At 75.2% G+C, this 16448-nt stretch carries 18 protein-coding genes; 6 read left to right on the forward strand and 12 right to left on the reverse strand.

What is annotated here, in order from left to right; all coding sequences use genetic code 11:
• Positions 1 to 63 precede the first annotated feature (63 nt).
• The 3 genes from RDI86_RS03045 to RDI86_RS03055 form a co-directional block, all read right to left on the reverse strand.
• A complete protein-coding gene (locus RDI86_RS03045) occupies positions 64 to 1587 on the reverse strand; it encodes an aldehyde dehydrogenase family protein (protein WP_034653685.1) in 1524 nt (507 codons plus the stop codon).
• Between the two features lie 179 nt (positions 1588 to 1766).
• On the reverse strand, positions 1767 to 3080 hold the full coding sequence (locus RDI86_RS03050) for a GAF domain-containing protein (protein WP_308820651.1): 1314 nt from the start codon (positions 3078 to 3080) through the stop codon (positions 1767 to 1769).
• 68 nt (positions 3081 to 3148) lie between these two features.
• A complete protein-coding gene (locus RDI86_RS03055; protein ID WP_308820652.1) occupies positions 3149 to 4069 on the reverse strand; it encodes a LysR family transcriptional regulator in 921 nt (306 codons plus the stop codon).
• 88 nt (positions 4070 to 4157) lie between these two features.
• Here RDI86_RS03055 and RDI86_RS03060 point away from each other — a divergent pair, with 88 nt between their 5' ends.
• Positions 4158 to 5552: an aspartate aminotransferase family protein gene (locus tag RDI86_RS03060; protein ID WP_308820653.1), complete on the forward strand. Its 1395-nt coding sequence runs from the start codon at positions 4158 to 4160 to the stop codon at positions 5550 to 5552.
• A gap of 7 nt (positions 5553 to 5559) precedes the next feature.
• Here RDI86_RS03060 and RDI86_RS03065 read toward each other — a convergent pair whose 3' ends face one another.
• A complete protein-coding gene (locus RDI86_RS03065) occupies positions 5560 to 6090 on the reverse strand; it encodes a class I SAM-dependent methyltransferase (protein WP_308820654.1) in 531 nt (176 codons plus the stop codon).
• 136 nt (positions 6091 to 6226) lie between these two features.
• Here RDI86_RS03065 and RDI86_RS03070 point away from each other — a divergent pair, with 136 nt between their 5' ends.
• Both RDI86_RS03070 and RDI86_RS03075 read left to right on the forward strand, forming a co-directional pair.
• A complete protein-coding gene (locus RDI86_RS03070; protein WP_021483735.1) occupies positions 6227 to 7138 on the forward strand; it encodes a sulfurtransferase in 912 nt (303 codons plus the stop codon).
• 158 nt (positions 7139 to 7296) lie between these two features.
• A complete protein-coding gene (locus RDI86_RS03075) occupies positions 7297 to 7758 on the forward strand; it encodes a SufE family protein (RefSeq protein WP_021482841.1) in 462 nt (153 codons plus the stop codon).
• 102 nt (positions 7759 to 7860) lie between these two features.
• On the opposite strand, the gene RDI86_RS03080 is transcribed toward RDI86_RS03075, so the two are convergent.
• The 6 genes from RDI86_RS03080 to eda form a co-directional block, all read right to left on the reverse strand.
• Positions 7861 to 8838, reverse strand: a complete 978-nt coding sequence (locus RDI86_RS03080; RefSeq protein WP_308820655.1) for a bile acid:sodium symporter family protein — start codon at positions 8836 to 8838, stop codon at positions 7861 to 7863.
• Positions 8839 to 8886: 48 nt separating this feature from the next.
• On the reverse strand, positions 8887 to 9657 hold the full coding sequence (locus RDI86_RS03085; protein ID WP_308820656.1) for an SDR family oxidoreductase: 771 nt from the start codon (positions 9655 to 9657) through the stop codon (positions 8887 to 8889).
• 25 nt (positions 9658 to 9682) lie between these two features.
• Positions 9683 to 10147 carry a zf-TFIIB domain-containing protein gene (locus tag RDI86_RS03090; protein WP_308820657.1) on the reverse strand — a complete coding sequence of 155 codons (465 nt, stop codon included), beginning with the start codon at positions 10145 to 10147 and terminating at the stop codon, positions 9683 to 9685.
• A 113-nt stretch (positions 10148 to 10260) separates the two neighbouring features.
• Positions 10261 to 10656 (reverse strand): hypothetical protein, encoded by a 396-nt coding sequence (locus RDI86_RS03095; RefSeq protein WP_128957539.1) that lies wholly within the window; start codon positions 10654 to 10656, stop codon positions 10261 to 10263.
• 87 nt (positions 10657 to 10743) lie between these two features.
• Positions 10744 to 11865, reverse strand: coding sequence for a sugar kinase (locus tag RDI86_RS03100; protein ID WP_308820658.1), 1122 nt, complete (start codon positions 11863 to 11865; stop codon positions 10744 to 10746).
• Between the two features lie 3 nt (positions 11866 to 11868).
• Positions 11869 to 12528, reverse strand: a complete 660-nt coding sequence (gene eda / locus RDI86_RS03105; protein WP_308820659.1) for a bifunctional 4-hydroxy-2-oxoglutarate aldolase/2-dehydro-3-deoxy-phosphogluconate aldolase — start codon at positions 12526 to 12528, stop codon at positions 11869 to 11871.
• Positions 12529 to 12598: 70 nt separating this feature from the next.
• Here eda and RDI86_RS03110 point away from each other — a divergent pair, with 70 nt between their 5' ends.
• Both RDI86_RS03110 and RDI86_RS03115 read left to right on the forward strand, forming a co-directional pair.
• Positions 12599 to 13456, forward strand: coding sequence for an IclR family transcriptional regulator (locus tag RDI86_RS03110; RefSeq protein ID WP_308820660.1), 858 nt, complete (start codon positions 12599 to 12601; stop codon positions 13454 to 13456).
• 45 nt (positions 13457 to 13501) lie between these two features.
• Entirely contained in the window at positions 13502 to 13885 is a 384-nt protein-coding gene (locus tag RDI86_RS03115) for a universal stress protein (RefSeq protein WP_034653722.1), read from the forward strand.
• A gap of 51 nt (positions 13886 to 13936) precedes the next feature.
• On the opposite strand, the gene RDI86_RS03120 is transcribed toward RDI86_RS03115, so the two are convergent.
• Positions 13937 to 14815 carry an NAD(P)H-binding protein gene (locus RDI86_RS03120; protein WP_308820661.1) on the reverse strand — a complete coding sequence of 293 codons (879 nt, stop codon included), beginning with the start codon at positions 14813 to 14815 and terminating at the stop codon, positions 13937 to 13939.
• A 143-nt stretch (positions 14816 to 14958) separates the two neighbouring features.
• Between RDI86_RS03120 and RDI86_RS03125 the strand changes: the two genes are divergently transcribed.
• A complete protein-coding gene (locus RDI86_RS03125; protein ID WP_031316645.1) occupies positions 14959 to 15366 on the forward strand; it encodes a helix-turn-helix domain-containing protein in 408 nt (135 codons plus the stop codon).
• 5 nt (positions 15367 to 15371) lie between these two features.
• On the opposite strand, the gene RDI86_RS03130 is transcribed toward RDI86_RS03125, so the two are convergent.
• Positions 15372 to 16448: a hypothetical protein gene (locus RDI86_RS03130; protein WP_144722420.1), complete on the reverse strand. Its 1077-nt coding sequence runs from the start codon at positions 16446 to 16448 to the stop codon at positions 15372 to 15374.

Below are 16448 nucleotides of genomic sequence, written 5' to 3' on the forward strand. Positions count from 1 at the left end.
CGGGGGGGGGGAGAGGGAGCCGAGCCCGTGGTCGGTCGGGCGGGCAGGGCTGGTGGGGTTGGTCTAGAAGAAGCCCAGCTTCTGGGCCGAGTAGGAGACGAGGAGGTTCTTCGTCTGCTGGTAGTGGTCGAGCATCATCTTGTGGTTCTCGCGCCCGACGCCGGAGCCCTTGTACCCGCCGAACGCGGCGGCGGCGGGGTACGCGTGGTAGCAGTTCGTCCACACGCGTCCGGCCTCGATGGTGCGGCCCGCGCGGTAGGCGGTGTTGCCCGACCGCGACCAGACGCCGGCCCCGAGGCCGTAGAGGGTGTCGTTGGCGATCGTCATGGCGTCGTCGAAGTCGGAGAAGTCGGTCACCGCGACGACGGGCCCGAAGATCTCCTCCTGGAAGATCCGCATCGAGTTCTTGCCCTCGAAGATCGTGGGCGTCACGTAGTACCCGCCCGCGAGGTCGCCGCCGAGCTCGGCGCGCGACCCGCCCGTGAGCACCTTCGCGCCCTCGGCCTTGCCGATCTCGATGTACGACAGGATCTTCTCGAGCTGGTCGTTCGACGCCTGCGCGCCGATCATCGTCTCGGTGTCGAGCGGGTTGCCCTGCCGCACCGCCTTCGTGCGCTCGATCGCGTCGCCGAGGAACGTGTCGTAGATCGACGACTGGATGAGGGCGCGCGACGGGCACGTGCACACCTCGCCCTGGTTGAGGGCGAACATCGTGAACCCCTCGAGGGCCTTGTCGTAGAAGTCGTCGCGCGCGTCGGCGACGTCGGAGAAGAAGATGTTCGGCGACTTGCCGCCGAGCTCGAGCGTGACCGGGATGATGTTCTGGCTCGCGTACTGCATGATCAGGCGGCCGGTCGTCGTCTCGCCCGTGAACGCGATCTTGCGGATGCGCGGGCTGGACGCGAGCGGCTTGCCCGCCTCGACCCCGAACCCGTTGACGACGTTCACCACCCCGGGCGGCAGCAGGTCCCCGATGATGTCCATGAGGAAGAGGATCGACGCGGGCGTCTGCTCGGCGGGCTTGAGCACGACGCAGTTGCCCGCCGCGAGCGCCGGGGCGAGCTTCCACACGGCCATGAGGATCGGGAAGTTCCACGGGATGATCTGGCCGACGACGCCGAGCGGCTCGTGGAAGTGGTACGCGATGGTGTCCTCGTCGATCTCGGAGATCGACCCCTCCTGCGCGCGGATCGCGCCCGCGAAGTAGCGGAAGTGGTCGATCGCGAGCGGGATGTCGGCGGCGAGCGTCTCGCGGACGGGCTTGCCGTTCTCCCACGACTCGGCGACGGCGATCCGCTCGAGGTTCTCCTCCATGCGGTCGGCGATCTTGTTGAGGACGTTGGCGCGCTCGGTCGCGCTCGTGCGGCCCCACGACCGGGCGGCGCCGTGCGCGGCGTCGAGCGCGCGCTCGATGTCGTCGGCGGTGCCGCGCGCGACCTCGGTGAACGTCCGGCCCGTTACCGGGCTGGGGTTCTCGAAGTACTGCCCGCCGGCCGGCGCGACGTACTCGCCCCCGATCCAGTGGTCGTACCGGGCCTTGTACTCGGCGATCGCCCCGTCCGTGCCGGGGGCTGCGTAGACCGTCATCGTCTGCCTCCTCGCAGTGCTGACTCGCAGTGCTGGTCCTCGCCGCGCCCTGGGGGAGGTCGCCGTCGGGCGGGGAGCGTCCGACGGCGGTGCGCGGCCCGGCGCCTCGTCGCGCCGTGCGGCCGACGGTAGGCGGCGCAGGGTTGCAGGACCGTTGCAGCGGGCGGCTCCCCCGGACCTCAGGCGAGCTCGTCGTCGAGCAGGTCGAGGTGGGCGCGGGCGCGCAGCCACAGCGGGCTGCCGTGGTCCGCGACGCGCTGCAGCCGCGTCCACGCGGCGTGGTCCTCGGCGCCGTCGTCGGTGCGCGTCCACGCGTCGAGCACGTCGGCGCCGCCCGCGGCCACGACGGCGGTGCGCAGCTCGGCCGCGAGCTCGGCGCGCAGGTGCTCGACGGCGGGCGCACCCGAGCGCGGCAGGAGCGGCGCGCGGTAGGCGGCGACGGCGCCGCGGACGTCGCCCGCCTCGAGGTGGTCGCGCACGACGTCGGCGTCGGTCCGCAGGGGTCGCGCGAGCCGGTAGGGGCGCGACCCCGCGAGGAGCGCGCCCGCGACGCGCCGCAGGCGCGACACCTCGGCGCGGACGGTCACGTCGGAGAGCTCGCCGGGGTGCAGGAGGACGGCGAGCTCGTCGGCGGACAGCCCGCGGGGGTGCGTCGCGAGGAGCACGAGGATCTCGGCGTGGCGCAGCGAGAGGCGGTGGTCGAGGCCGTCCGGCGAGCGCAGCACGGGCGCCGTGCCGAGCACGAGCAGCTCGGGCGCGCCGTCGCGGGGCGGTCCCGGGAGCCGGCCCGGGCCGTCGTCGGGACCCGTCGCCGCGGCGCGCTGGGCGAGCTCGCGCTCGAGGCTCAGCACGGTCGCGCGCACGAGCGAGAGCACGACGCCCGACGCGGCGGACTGGCGCCCCGTCACGTCGAGCACCCCGAGGACGCGCCCGCTCGCGGGGTCGTGGACGGGCACGGCCGTGCAGCTGAACGCCTGCACGGGCCGGGAGAAGTGCTCGGCGCCGAGGACCTGGACGGGGCTGCGCGTCGCGAGCGCGGTGCCGGGCGCGTTCGTCCCGACCCGTTCCTCGCGCCAGACCGACCCCTCGACGAACCCGACGCGGTCGACGGCGTCGCGCAGCGCCCGGTCACCCTCGACCCACAGGAGGCGGCCCGCGTCGTCGGACACGGCGACGACGAGGCCGTCGTCGGCGGCGGCGTCCACGACGAGCTCGCGCACGACCGGCATGACGCCCGCGAGCGGGTGCGCCTCGCGGTAGGCGACGAGGTCGTCGTGGGCGAGGCCCGAGTCGGTGCGGGGCGCCTCCGGGTCGACGCCGCTGTGCACGGACCGGCGCCACGAGTCGGCGACGAGCGGGTGGACGCCGCGCGGGAGGACGCCGTGGTCGAGGAACGAACGGTAGGCGGCGCGCACGGAGCGCGCGTCGCGGCGCGCGTCGGGGCGGCGCGGGTGCTCCTCGGAGCGGGGCGGCGGTGCGGGAGTGCGCGGCACGGGACCTCCACGTCGTCGTGCGGTGCTGGGGCCAGTGTAGGTCGCGCGGGATCCGGCGCGAGCGGGCGTCAGTCGGAGCCGGCCGGCGCGGGACCGGCGACCTCGCGCGCGACGCGGCGCAGGGCGCCGAGGACGACGGTGGTCGCGGCGGTCGGCGCGGCCCCGCGGCGCACGGCCGCGTACACCGGGCGGGTCCGGGGCGCGCGGAGCGGGCGGGCGTCGACGGCGTACCGCGGGTCGACGGCGAGGCCCGGCAGCAGCGCGACGGACAGCCCGGCCTCGACGTGCGCGAGCAGCAGCTCGTAGCTGGGCAGCCGGGCGACGACGCGCGGCTCGAAGCCGGCCTCGCGGCACGCGCTCTCGACGAGCGTGGACAGGTAGCGCCCGGGGAGGTCGGCCGCCCACGGCGCGCCGGCGAGGCGCGCGAGGTCGACCGGTTCGCCGGGGGCCCGGTCGCCGCGCGCCGTGACGAGCACGACCGGGTCCTCGAGCAGCGGGACGGTCGCGACGTCGGGCCCGGCGAGCAGCGCGCCGTCGAGCAGGTCGGCGGTCACCGCGACGTCGACGTCCCCGCGCCGGAGCGCGGGCCCGCTCTCGCGCGGGTCGAGCTCGTCGACCTGCACCTCGACGCGCGGGTGCTCGACGGCGAGCCGCGTCGCGAGCGGGATGACGAGCGCGCGCACCGCGCTCGAGAACGCGGCGACGCGCACGACGCCGGCCGGCTCGCCGTCGGGGTGGGCGAGCTCGGCCTCGGCGAGGGCCATCTGGTCGAGGATGACGCGCGCGTGCCGGGCGAGCGTGCGGCCGGCGGGCGTGAGGCGGACGCGTCGACCCGTGCGCTCCAGGAGGCGCGCGCCGGTCTCGGCCTCGAGCGCGGCGAGCTGCGCGGAGACGGCGGACGGGCTCAGGTGGAGCGAGGTCCCGACGGCGCGCACGGTCCCGAGGCTCTCGAGCCGCGCGAGGATCTGCAGCCGGGCCGCATTGAGCACGTGCGCTCCTCTCTGTGCGGTTTCTCCGCACAGACTGTACGCAGACTCGCGCTGGTCGCGCACAGCGGCGCGTCCCTACGCTCGGAGGATGACGTTCCCGCCCTCCCCCGCGCCCGCACCGCCGTCCGCCCCGTCCCCCGGTGGGGGCCGGGCCGCCGCGGACGACGCCGCGCGGTTCTGGGCCGACGCCGACCGCCACCTCGTGCGGTACGGCGGGCCGTTCACGCCCGAGATCGTCGAGAGCGCGGCGGGCAGCTTCGTCACGACGGCGGACGGGCGCCGGGTCCTCGACTTCACGTCCGGTCAGATGAGCGCGATCCTCGGGCACAGCCACCCCGCGATCGTCGAGACGGTGCGCCGCCAGGTCGGGACGCTCGACCACCTGTTCTCCGGGATGCTGTCGCGCCCGGTCGTCGACCTCGCGCGCCGGCTCGCGGACACGCTGCCCGACCCGCTCGAGAAGGTGCTCCTGCTGACGACCGGGGCCGAGTCGAACGAGGCCGCGATCCGGATGGCGAAGCTCGTCACGGGGCGGCACGAGGTCGTCTCGCTCGCCGGGTCGTGGCACGGCATGACGCACGCCGCGGCCGCCGCGACGTACAGCGCGGGCCGCCGCGGCTACGGCCCGACGGCGCCCGGCAACCTCGTCATCCCCGTCCCCAACGCGTACCGGCCCGACCACCTCGCGCCCGACGGCACGCACGACTGGCGCCGCCAGCTCGACCTCGCGTTCGACCTCGTCGACGTGCAGTCGACGGGCAGCCTCGCGGCGTGCCTCGTCGAGCCGATCCTCAGCTCGGGCGGGATCGTCGAGCTCCCACCGGGCTACCTCGCGGCGCTGCGCGACAAGTGCCACGAGCGCGGGATGCTCCTGATCCTCGACGAGGCGCAGACGGCGCTGTGCCGCACCGGCTCCTGGTACGCGTTCGAGGGGCGCGACGGCGAGGAGCCCGTGGTGCCGGACATCCTCACCCTCTCCAAGACCCTCGGTGCCGGGCTCCCGCTCGCCGCCGTCGTCACGAGCGCCGAGATCGAGGCGCGCGCGCACGAGCGCGGCTTCCTCTTCTTCACGACGCACGTCTCGGACCCGCTCGTCGCGGCGGTCGGCACCACCGTGCTCGACGTGCTCCAGGCCGAGCGGATGGACGCGCGCGTCCGGGTGCTCGGCGACCGGCTGCGCGCCGGGCTGCTCGACCTCCAGGACCGCCACGCGACGATCGGCGACGTCCGCGGGCGCGGGCTGCTCCAGGGCATCGAGCTCGTGCTCGACCGCGAGACGAAGGAGGGCGCCGACGCCCTCGGCGCGCTCGTCACCCGGCGGGCGCTCGAGCTCGGGCTCCACATGAACGTCGTGCAGCTCCGCGGCATGGGCGGCGTGTTCCGCATCGCCCCGCCGCTCACCGTGAGCGAGGAGGAGCTCGACCTCGGCCTCGAGCTGCTCGACCAGGCCCTCGGCGACGCGACGCGCGAGCTCCTGGGCTGACCGCCGGTCACCCGGGCGGGTCGGCCACCCGTCGCGCGCCGACGGCGAGCACCCCGTCGCGCACGACCGTCACCGGGCCCAGCGCGGGGACGTCGAGCGACGCGCGCACGCCGTCGAGGACCCGGTCGTCGCCTCCGTCCGGCGTCTGATGGACGAGCCAGAGCGCTCCGCCCGGGACGAGCAGCGCGGCGAGGGCGCTCGCCTCGGCATGGGCCACGCGCATCCAGAAGACGTTGACGTCCACCGCGAACGCGACGTCGAACGGGCCGCCGGAGACGTTCGGACCACCGGTCGCCGCGAGCTCCCCACGCCGCACGACGAGGCGGCCGTCGTCGACAGCGACCCGGTTGCGCGCGGTCGTGCGGGCGACCGCCACGGCGGACCGGTCGAGCGCGACGTACCGCACGCCGGGGTGGGTGGCGAGCACGAGCTCGGCAGCCGCCCCGGGACCGGGGCCGATCTCGAGCACGGCCTCGTCGCCGCGGAGGTCGAGCAGCGCCACGGCCCGCCGCACGCGCTCCGGGACGGTGGCGGTCACCCGTCCAGTGTGGCCACCGGAGCGAGCGTCCGCAGCGTGCGTTTACACCGTCTCAGCATGCGTCACGAGCCTTCCGTGATGCGGACGGCCGACCTAGCCTGACGAGCGAACGCCCACCACGCGCCCGGAGGACACCATGCCCGCACCGCTCGACACCAGCGAGAAGATCACGCAGTACGCCCACCCCGACCGCCTCGTGAGCACCGACTGGCTCGCCGAGCACCTGGGCGAGCCGGGCGTCGTCGTCGTCGAGTCCGACGAGGACGTGCTGCTCTACGAGACCGGGCACATCCCCGGCGCGGTGAAGATCGACTGGCACACCGACCTCAACGACCCCGACACGCGCGACTACATCGACGGCAAGGGCTTCGCCCAGCTCCTCGGCAGCAAGGGCATCGCGCGCGACACGACGATAGTCGTCTACGGCGACAAGAACAACTGGTGGGCGGCCTACGCGGCGTGGGTCTTCACGCTGTTCGGCCACGAGGACGTGCGCCTGCTCGACGGCGGCCGCGGCAAGTGGATCGCCGAGGGCCGCGAGGTCACGACGGACGTCCCCGAGCCGGTCGCGGTCGAGTACCCGGTCGTCGAGCGCGACGACGTGACGATCCGCGCGTTCAAGGAGGACGTCCTCGCCCACATCGGCAACGGGCCGCTCGTCGACATCCGCTCCCCGCAGGAGTACACGGGCGAGCGCCTGCACATCCCGGACTACCCGGAGGAGGGCGTGCTGCGCGGCGGCCACATCCCGACGGCGCGCAACGTGCCGTGGGCGACGGCGGTCGCGGAGGACGGCACCTACAAGTCGCGCGAGCAGCTCGAGGCGATCTACCAGGAGGGCGGCCTCGGCCTCGCGACGGACGACGAGGTCGTCACGTACTGCCGCATCGGCGAGCGGTCGAGCCACACGTGGTTCGCGCTCACGTACCTGCTCGGCTTCGACAAGGTCCGCAACTACGACGGCTCGTGGACCGAGTGGGGCAACGCCGTGCGCGTGCCGATCGTCAAGGGCGAGGAGCCCGGCGAGGCCCCGGCGTCGCTCAACTGACCCGCGTCCCGCGCGAGCGTGCCCGACGGCGCGCGGCCCGTCCTCCACGACGGACCGCGCGCCGTCGGCGTGCCGCGGGCATACGACGCGTCCGCGGAGCGTTCCGCACGGTGGGACTGCCGTCCCGCCGCCCCGGCCCCGATGCGAGGATCGCCCCCATGAGCTCCCCCTCCGACGCCTCGCCCGACCTGCCCGCGACGCTCGCGGAGATCCGCGAGGACTTCCTCGCGATGCCGGAGCGCGAGCGCCTCCAGCTGCTGCTCGAGTTCGCGAACGAGCTTCCCGACCTCCCCGAGCGCTACGCGAGCGCGCCCGGTCTGCTGGAGCGGATCGAGGAGTGCCAGTCGCCGGTGCGGGCCTTCGCGGAGGTCGACGACGCGGGCGTCGTGCACTTCTACGCGACCGCCCCGGCCGAGGCTCCGACGACGCGCGGCTTCGCGTCGATCCTCGCGCAGGGCCTCTCGGGCCTGACGGTGCAGGAGGTGCTCGACGTGCCCGACGACTTCCCGATGTCGATCGGCCTGACGCGCGCGGTGAGCCCGCTGCGCATCGGCGGCATGAACGGCATGCTCACGCGCGCCAAGCGCCAGGTCCGCGAGCAGGTCGCGGCCCGCGGCTGACGGGAGGCCCCACCCGGACCCGCCGAGCATGTGGTCGTCGCCCGCCCGGCCGCCACGACGGGACGCCTCCGCATGGTCAGCTCGGTAGGCGGGCCAGGGGCGTCAGTCGCGGAGGGCCAGGCGCCGCGCCAGGACGGCGCAGACGACGAGCTGGAGCTGGTGGAAGACGATCACGGGCACGGCGACGACGCCGGCGACCGCGACGGGGAACAGCACGCTCGCCATGGGCAGGCCCGTCGCGAGCGACTTCTTCGACCCGCACATGAGCAGCGCGACCCGGTCCTCGGTCGAGAGCCCCAGCGCCGCGCCGCCCCACCACGTGGCCGCGAGCATCACGGCGAGGACGATCGCGCTGACCACGAGCAGCGCGACGATCGACCACCCGGACACGCTCGACCAGACGCCCGCCGACGACGCCGCCGCGACCGCGCCGAACACCACGACGAGGATCGTGCCGCGGTCGACGCCGAGCGTGAGCCAGCGCCGCGCCCGGACCCAGTCCCCCGCCCAGGGCTGGAGGAGTTGCCCGACGACGAACGGCAGCAGCAGCTGGAGCAGCACGGTGCGCAGGCCGCCGAGCCCGCCCGTGGGCCCGTCGGCTCCCCCGCCGGTCCCCGTCATGAGCCACAGCACGAGCAGCGGGGTGATCACCATGCCCGCGACGTTCGACACCGTCGCGCCGCAGATCGCCCCGGCGACGTTGCCGCGCGCGACGGACGTGAACGCCACGGACGACTGCACGGTCGACGGCAGCAGGGACAGGTAGAGCATGCCGGCGGCGAGCGGCGCCCCGACGAGCGGCTCGATCGCCCACGCCGTGACGAGCCCGAGCACCGGGAAGACGACGTACGTCGCGGCGAGGATCCCGCCCTGCAGGCGCCAGTTGCGCAGCCCGGCCCAGACCTCCCGCGTGGACAGACGCATGCCGTAGACGAGGAAGAGGACGGTGACCGCGACGTCCGCGGCGGCGTCGACCACGCGCTGCGCGCCCGGCCCCACGGGCACGACGAGCCCGAGCACGAGCACCACGAGCAGCGTCACGACGAAGGGGTCGACCCACCTGCCCAGGAGTGCGCGCACGGGGACCGAGCCTAGCCCGGCGCACGACCCGGGACGGCGCCCGCCCGGTCAGAACAGCGTGTAGCCGCCGTCGACCGTGACGACGGCGCCCGTCATGAAGCTCGACGCCGCGCTCGCGAGGAAGACGACGGGCGGCCCGATCTCCTCCGGCTCCGCCCAGCGCTGCATCGCGGCGGGCGCGACGCAGTCGTCGTAGTACTCCGGCTGGTCGACCGGCGACGCCTCGGTGCGCACGTACCCGGGCGCCACCGCGTTCACGCGGATGCCGTGCGGCGCCCACTCGGCGGCGAGGCCCTTGGTGAGCTGGTGCACCGCCGCCTTGGACGCGAGGTACGCGGGCTGCCAGCGGGGCCGGTTGACGATCGACGCGGACATCGAGCCGACGTTGACGACCGTCCCCGGCCGGCCCTGCGCGACGAGCTCCCGGGCGACGGCGCGCGAGCAGTACCAGACGCCGTCGAGGTTGGTGGCGAGCGTGCGGTGCCACACGTCGTCGCCGATCTCGAGGGCCGCGCCGCCGATCGACACGCCGGCGTTGTTGACGAGCAGGTCGACCGTGCCGAGGTCGGCGGCGGCGCGCGCGACGACGTCGTCCACCTGCTCGCGGTCGGTGACGTCGAGCACGTAGCCGCGGGCGTCGGTGCCGGCGTCCCGGAGCGCGGCGGCGGCCTCGTCGGCCGCCGCCGCGGTGGTCGCCGTGACCGCGACGCGGGCCCCCGCCTCGCCGAGCGCGCGGGCGACGGCGCGCCCGATACCGCGGCTGCCGCCGGTGAGCAGGGCCGTGCGGCCGACGAGCGAGAACGAGTCGAGGACGGTCACGCGGGACAGTCGACCACGGGGCGCGTCAGAAGTCGAAGAGGTCCTCGAGCCAGGACTCCTTCTTCTTGCGCTTGCGGTAGCGGGGGTCGTAGCCGTCGCGGCCGTCGTACCGGCGGTCCCGGTCGTCGCGGTACCGGTCGTCGCGCGAGCGCTCGTCGTAGCGGTCGTCGCGGTACCGGTCGTCGCGGTAGCGGTCGCGGTCGTCCTCGCGGCGGTCGCCGTACCGCTCCCCGGAGCGCGGGGCGGGGCTGCCGTAGTCCGCGGCGGCGGCCGGCGGGTACGACGTCGGGGCGGGCGCGGCGGGGGCGGGCGGCACGGCGGCGGCCGGCCCCGCGGCCTCGGCGGCGATCTCGCTCTCCACCGAGCGGTCGATGATCTTGTCCAGCTCGCCGCGGTCGAGCCACACGCCGCGGCACGTGGGGCAGTAGTCGATCTCCACGCCCTTGCGCTCGGTCATGACGAGCACGGTCTGGTCGGTGGGGCACAGCATGTCTGCCTCCTCGCGAGATGGGCCGGGCGCGGTCGGCGCCCGCACCGGTACTGCGCAGTCCAACGCGGCTCCCGCGCGAGCGGTTCCCGGCCGGGCAGGTCTGCCGGTGCGGCTCAGCCCGTGCGGCGCTCGCTCGCGAGGCGGTCGCGCAGCTCGTCCGCGAGGTGCACCTCGTCGTCGAGGGCGGCGAGCGCGTCGGCCACGCGCGGGAGGAAGTCGGCCCCGGCGCGGAACCACTCCGCGCCCTCGAGGAACCGTGCGGCGGCTGCGTCGTCGTGCAGGGCGAGCGCGAGGTCGGCACGGAGCACCAGGGCGCGGAACCGGACGCGCTCGGCGACGGTGCGGGTCCGCACGCCCTCGGCGGCGAAGGCCCGGTCCAGGACCTGGGCGGCACCGGCCGGGTCTCCCGCCGCGCGGAGGATGCGCGCGTGCTCCAGGGCTCGGCCCAGGTCCGGCGGTTCCTCGGCGCCGCGGCGGGGCAGCCCGGGCACGAAGGCCCCACCAGCCACGCCGTACCTCCCGCCTCCCGCCGACAGCGCGCCCACACTAACCCTGGACGTGCGGCCCGGCACGGCGGGAGACGGGAGGCCGACGGTTCAGCGCTGCACGCGCGCGCTGCCGCCCGACGCGAGCTTGCGGACCTCGGCGAGCGACGCCGTCGACGTGTCGCCGGGGGTCGTCATCGCGAGCGCCCCGTGCGCCGCGCCGTACTCGACGGCCTCCTGGATCGAGCCGAGCTCCATGAGCCCGTACGCGAGGCCCGACGCGAACGAGTCGCCGCCGCCTACGCGGTCGAGGATCTCCAGGCCGGGGCGGTGCGTCGCCTCCGCGAAGCCCTGCACGCGCGACCACGCGATCGCGCCCCAGTCGTTGACCGTCGCGGTCCGCACGCCGCGCAGCGTCGTCGCGACGACCTGGAAGTTCGGGTACTCCTCGGCCGCGCGCGTGATCATCGCGCGGAACGCGGACGTGTCGAGGTCGGTGAGGTTCTCGTCGACGCCCTCGACCTCGAACCCGAGCGACGCGGTGAAGTCCTCCTCGTTGCCGATCATCACGTCGACGTACCGCGCGAGGCGGCGGTTCACCTCCTGCGCGCGCTCGACGCCGCCGATGCCCTTCCACAGCGAGGGGCGGTAGTTGAGGTCGTAGGAGACGACCGTGCCGTGGCGGCGGGCGGCTGCCATCGCCGCCTCCGCGACGTCGGCGGACGACTCCGACAGCGCGGCGAAGATCCCCCCGGTGTGGAACCACCGGACGCCGCTGCCGAACACGGCGTCCCAGTCGACGTCGTCGGGCCGGAGCTGGGCGATCGCGGTGTTGCCGCGGTCGGAGACGCCGACCGCACCGCGCACCCCGAAGCCGCGCTCCGTGAAGTTGAGCCCGTTGCGCACCGTGCGGCCGATGCCGTCGTCCTCGCGCCACCGGACCCAGCGCGTGTCGAGGCCGCCCGTGAGCACGAGGTCCTCGACGAGGCGCCCGACCTCGTTGTCCGCGAGCGCGGTGACGATCGCGCCGCGCAGGCCGAACGCGCGGCGCAGACCGCGCGCGACGTTGTACTCGCCGCCACCCTCCCACACGTCGAAGCGGCGGGCCGTCTTGATGCGGCGCTCCCCCGGGTCGAGGCGCAGCATGACCTCGCCGAGCGCGACGACGTCGTAGGCGCAGTCGGCCGCGGGGCGGACGGCGAGCGGGGCGCGGGCGGTGGTCGTGTCGGTCATGGGTCAGGCTCCTTCGGCGGGGTGGGGGGCGGTCGCGGCGAGCGCGACGGCCTCGCGCGTGCGGCGGGTGATCTCGACGGTGTCGCCCGCGCGCACGAGCGCGGCGTCGACCATCCAGGAGCCGCCGGCGGCGAGCACGGCGGGCAGGGCGAGGTAGTCGAGCAGGTTGGCGGCGCTCACGCCGCCGGTCGGCACGAACCGCAGGCCGGGGAACGGCGCGGAGAACGCCTTGACCGCGGCGGGCCCGCCGACGACGTTCGCGGGGAACAGCTTGACGACCTCGAGGCCGAGGTCGAGCGCGGCGATGACGTCCGACGGCGTCGCGACACCCGGGACGACGGGCACGCCGAGCTCCTGGGCACGACGCACGACCGCGGCGGAGAGGCCGGGCGAGACGAGGAACCGCGCCCCGGCGTCGACGGCCTCGTCGACCTGGGCGGCTGTGACGACGGTGCCCGCCCCGACCAGCACGTCGGGCACCTCGCGCGCGATCGCCTCGATCGCCGCGCGCGCCCCGGCGGTCCGGAACGTGACCTCGGCGACGGGCAGACCGCCGTCTCGCAGCGCGCTCGCGACGAGGACGCCCTGCGCCGCGTCGTCGACCACGACGACCGGCACGACGCGGGCACGGGCGATCCCCTCCAGGGGTCCCAGGGATGACATCCAAGCTCCGTTTCGCTATGGTGAACACCTGTTGTTCACTACGGAACGCACTCTAGGCGAAGGAGTCACCATGGCGGAAGCCGGCCGTGCGCCGTCGGGCACCCCGGGGTCGGCGGAGAGCCCGCTCGGCAGCGTCGACAAGGCGCTTGTCGCGCTCGAGGCGCTCGCCTCGGCGGGCCCCGAGGGCGTCGCGCTCGGGGACCTCGCGCGCTCGCTCGGGCTGCACAAGGCGTCGCTGCACCGCACGCTCGCGGCCCTGCGGTTCCGCGGGTACGCCGAGCAGGACGCGACGACCGGCGACTACCGCCTCGGCCCCGCGGCGACGGCGCTCGCGACGGTCTACCTCGGCGAGGAGAACCTCCCCGCGCTCCTGCACCCGGTGCTCGTCGCGGTGTGCCGCGCGACCGACGAGCTCGTGCACCTCGGCACCCTCGCCGGGACCGAGATCGTCTACCTCGACAAGGTCGAGCCGGCCCGCGCCGTCCGCGTCTGGTCGGCCGTCGGGCGCCGCCGCCCGGCGGCGACCACCGCGCTCGGGCGCGCGCTGCTCTCCCAGCGGACCCTCGACGACGGCGCGCTCGCCTGGTACGCCGGCGCCGCACCCGAGGACCACCCCGTCACGCCCGCCGCGCTGCGGGCGACGTGCGAGGCCACGCGCGCGACGGGGTTCGCCACGGAGACGGAGGAGAACGAGCCGGGCATCAGCTGCGTCGCCGTCCCGGTCCTGCGCGCCGGGCAGCCGGTCGCCGCCGTGAGCGTCACGGCGCCCGCCGAGCGGCTCGGCCCCCGACGGCGGCGGGAGATCGAGACGGTCCTGCGGGAGGTCGTGCCGCCCCTGCTGCCCCCGACCCTGGCGGTGCCCGACGCGGTGCTCCGCGGCTCCGGCGACGGGGCGGCCCGCCGACCGGCGACGGACGCCGCGCTGTGAGAGAGTTCAACCGCAGCACGACGGAATGACGGAAGGGCCCGCGCGATGACCGTCCTCGTGGCGTACAACGACTCCCCGCAGGGCGAGACCGCATTCCGGGCGGCCGTCGCCGAGGCGGTCCACCGCTCGACCGCGCTCGCGGTCCTCGTGCTCACGCCGCAGGACGCCGACGCGGGCGTCCCCGCGAGCCTCGCCCACCTGCTCGACACGCTCCCCGCCCAGGTCGCGCGCCCCGAGGTGTCGTACCGCCCCGAGCACCGCGACCCGGCCGAGGCGATCATCGACGAGGCCGAGCGCACGACCCCCGACCTCGTCGTCGTGGGGGCGCGCAAGCGCTCACCCGTCGGCAAGTTCCTGCTCGGCAGCACCACGCAGCGCGTCCTGCTCGACTCGCCCGTCCCCGTGCTCGTCGTCAAGGCGTCCCACTGACGGACGCCGTCGCGCGGCCGCCCGGTCGCCCGGACGGCCGCGCCGTCCGGCTCAGCCCTGCGCGACGGCGGCGCGCAGCCCGTCGACGAGCGGCGTCGTCGGGCGACCCAGGAGCCGGCGCAGGTCCTCGGTGACCTCGGCGAGCAGGCCGTCGCGGATGTTGCCGTCCAGCGCGACGACGAACCCCGCCGTCCCCTCGTCCAGGCCGGCGCCCTGCAGGAGCGCGCGGTGCTCGTCGGGCGACACGCGCCGGTAGACGACGGGGCGCCCGAGCACCTCGGCAGCCGCGGCGGCAAGGTCGTCGTACGTCCACGCGACGTCACCGCTCAGCTCGTACACGGCGCCCGCGTGCGCGGACGCGTCCTCGTGCGCGGCGAGCGCGACGACGGCCGCCGCCTCGGCGAAGTCCGCGCGGCTCGCGCTCGCGACGCGGCCGTCGCTCACGCTCGCGACGATCTCGCCGGACTCGCGCGCGCCGAGCACGTCGCCGACGTAGTTCTCGGTGTACCAGTTGTTGCGCAGCACCGTCGTGGCGAGACCCGAGGCGGCGAGGAGCTCCTCGGTCGCCTTGTGCTCGGGCGCGAGGACGAGCGCGGACGTCGTCGCGTGCGGCGCGCTCGTGTAGACGACGCGCGCGACCCCGGCGGCCCGCGCGGCGTCGACGACGTTGCGGTGCTGCTCGACGCGCTGCCCCACCTCGGAGCCGGAGACGAGCACGAGGACGTCCACCCCGGCGAGCGCCGGGGCGAGCGTCTCGGGCTGTGCGTAGTCGGCCTCGCGGACCTCGACGCCGCGGTCAGCAAGGTCCGCGACCTTGGCGGTCGTGCGCGCGAGCGCGACGACCTGGGACGCGTCGGCCCCGCGGGCGAGGAGGGACTCGACGACGAGGCGGCCGAGGTGGCCGCTGGCTCCGGTGACGGCGATGGACATGCGCGGGCTCCTTCGAGTGCGGGGTGCGCGGCCGGTCGGCCGCACGACCACCAGCATGCGCTTACTTTTCGTAAGTGCATACCAGTAGAGAGTGCGTTCTATCTCACAGCGCTTTCCGCGCGAGCGCGCCGTATCCTGGGGCGATGACGACCGACGCCCGCCCCGCGGAGGACACCGGACCCACCGACGCGATGGTGGCCGACGTCTTCCAGCGCGGCTGCACCTCGCGCCACGTGCTCGAGGCGGTGACCGGGCGCTGGGGCGTGCTCACGGTCGCCGGCCTGCGCGACGGCGCGGTGCGCTTCAACGCGCTCCGCCGCCGCATCGACGGGGTCAGCGAGAAGATGCTCGCGCAGACCCTCCAGTCCCTCGAGCGCGACGGCATCGTCGTGCGCGAGGTGCGGGCGAGCATCCCGCCCCACGTCGAGTACTCCCTCACCGACCTCGGGCGCCGCGTCGCGGACAGCCTCTCGGGTCTCATCGACGTCCTCGAGGGCGCGGTCGACGAGGTGTCGGCGTCCCAGCGCGCGTACGACGCGCGCCGGGACTGACCAGCTCACGTCTGCGAGCGCAGGTACCACCAGACGAGCGCGGCGACCACGAGCAGGCCCGCGACGACCGCGAGCACGATCTTGCCGACGCTGTAGGGACGCCGCCCGACCACCTGTCCCGTGTTCGCGTTGACCATCACCTGCCACTGCCTGCCCGCGTAGACGTACGTCGCGACCCACAGCGGCAGGAGCACGAGCTTGAACATCACGTCGGCGTACGCGGTGCGGACCGACGCCACCCGCTGCTCGTCGCCGCCGATGTCGCGCTCGACGTCCCGCCGGATCACGGGCGCCATCTGCTGCTGCGCACGCTCGAGCCCGACGGGCGGCTCGACCTCGTAGCGGGTCGCCGCGAACCCCGCGAGGTACTCGGCGCGGAAGGGCACGGCCTGCGCGAGCGGCCACGGCCCGAGCCGGGCGAGGTCGCGCTCGGCAACCTGGGACGACGCGGGCACGAGCACGTCGTCGAAGTCGCGCTCGACGTGCCCCGCGACGTACGTCCAGCTCACGCGCCGCTCCTGGCGCTCCTGGTCCCCCTGCTTCACGGTGACGTAGTACGCGTCGCCGCGCTGGCCCGTGTACGCGGACGACGTGCGCGCGTCGAACGTCCAGTGCGGCACGTACGAGCCGTGCAGCGACTCGGTGTCGCCCACCTTCTTCAGCTCGCCGGGCGCGAACCAGCGCGAGCGCACCCACCGCCGGAACGCCTCGCGCGCCTGCGCCTGCTCGACGCCGAACGGCACGACCGCCTCCGGCTGCACGAGCCCGTCGGCCTCCGCCGCGACGACGAGGTGGCCCCCGCAGAAGCGGCACGCGACGGACAGGTCCGTGCCCTGCGTCGTCGCGCCGCAGCCGTCGCACACGAGCGTGCGCGCGTCGAGGAGACCGGCGCGCACGCCGCCCTGGGCCGCGGCCCACGCGTCGAACGAGTGCTCGTCGACGGCGTCGCCTGCGGCGTGCACGATGTCGACCGTGCCCCCGCACGCGACGCAGCGCAGGTGCTGCGTGCCCGGCGCGTACGCGAGCTGCGACCCGCACGCGTCGCAGCGCGTGCGGACCAGCTCGTCGGGGACGTCGCTCAC

The organism is Cellulosimicrobium sp. XJ-DQ-B-000, assembly GCF_031119065.1.
Taxonomy (GTDB): Bacteria; Actinomycetota; Actinomycetes; order Actinomycetales; family Cellulomonadaceae; genus Cellulosimicrobium; species Cellulosimicrobium funkei.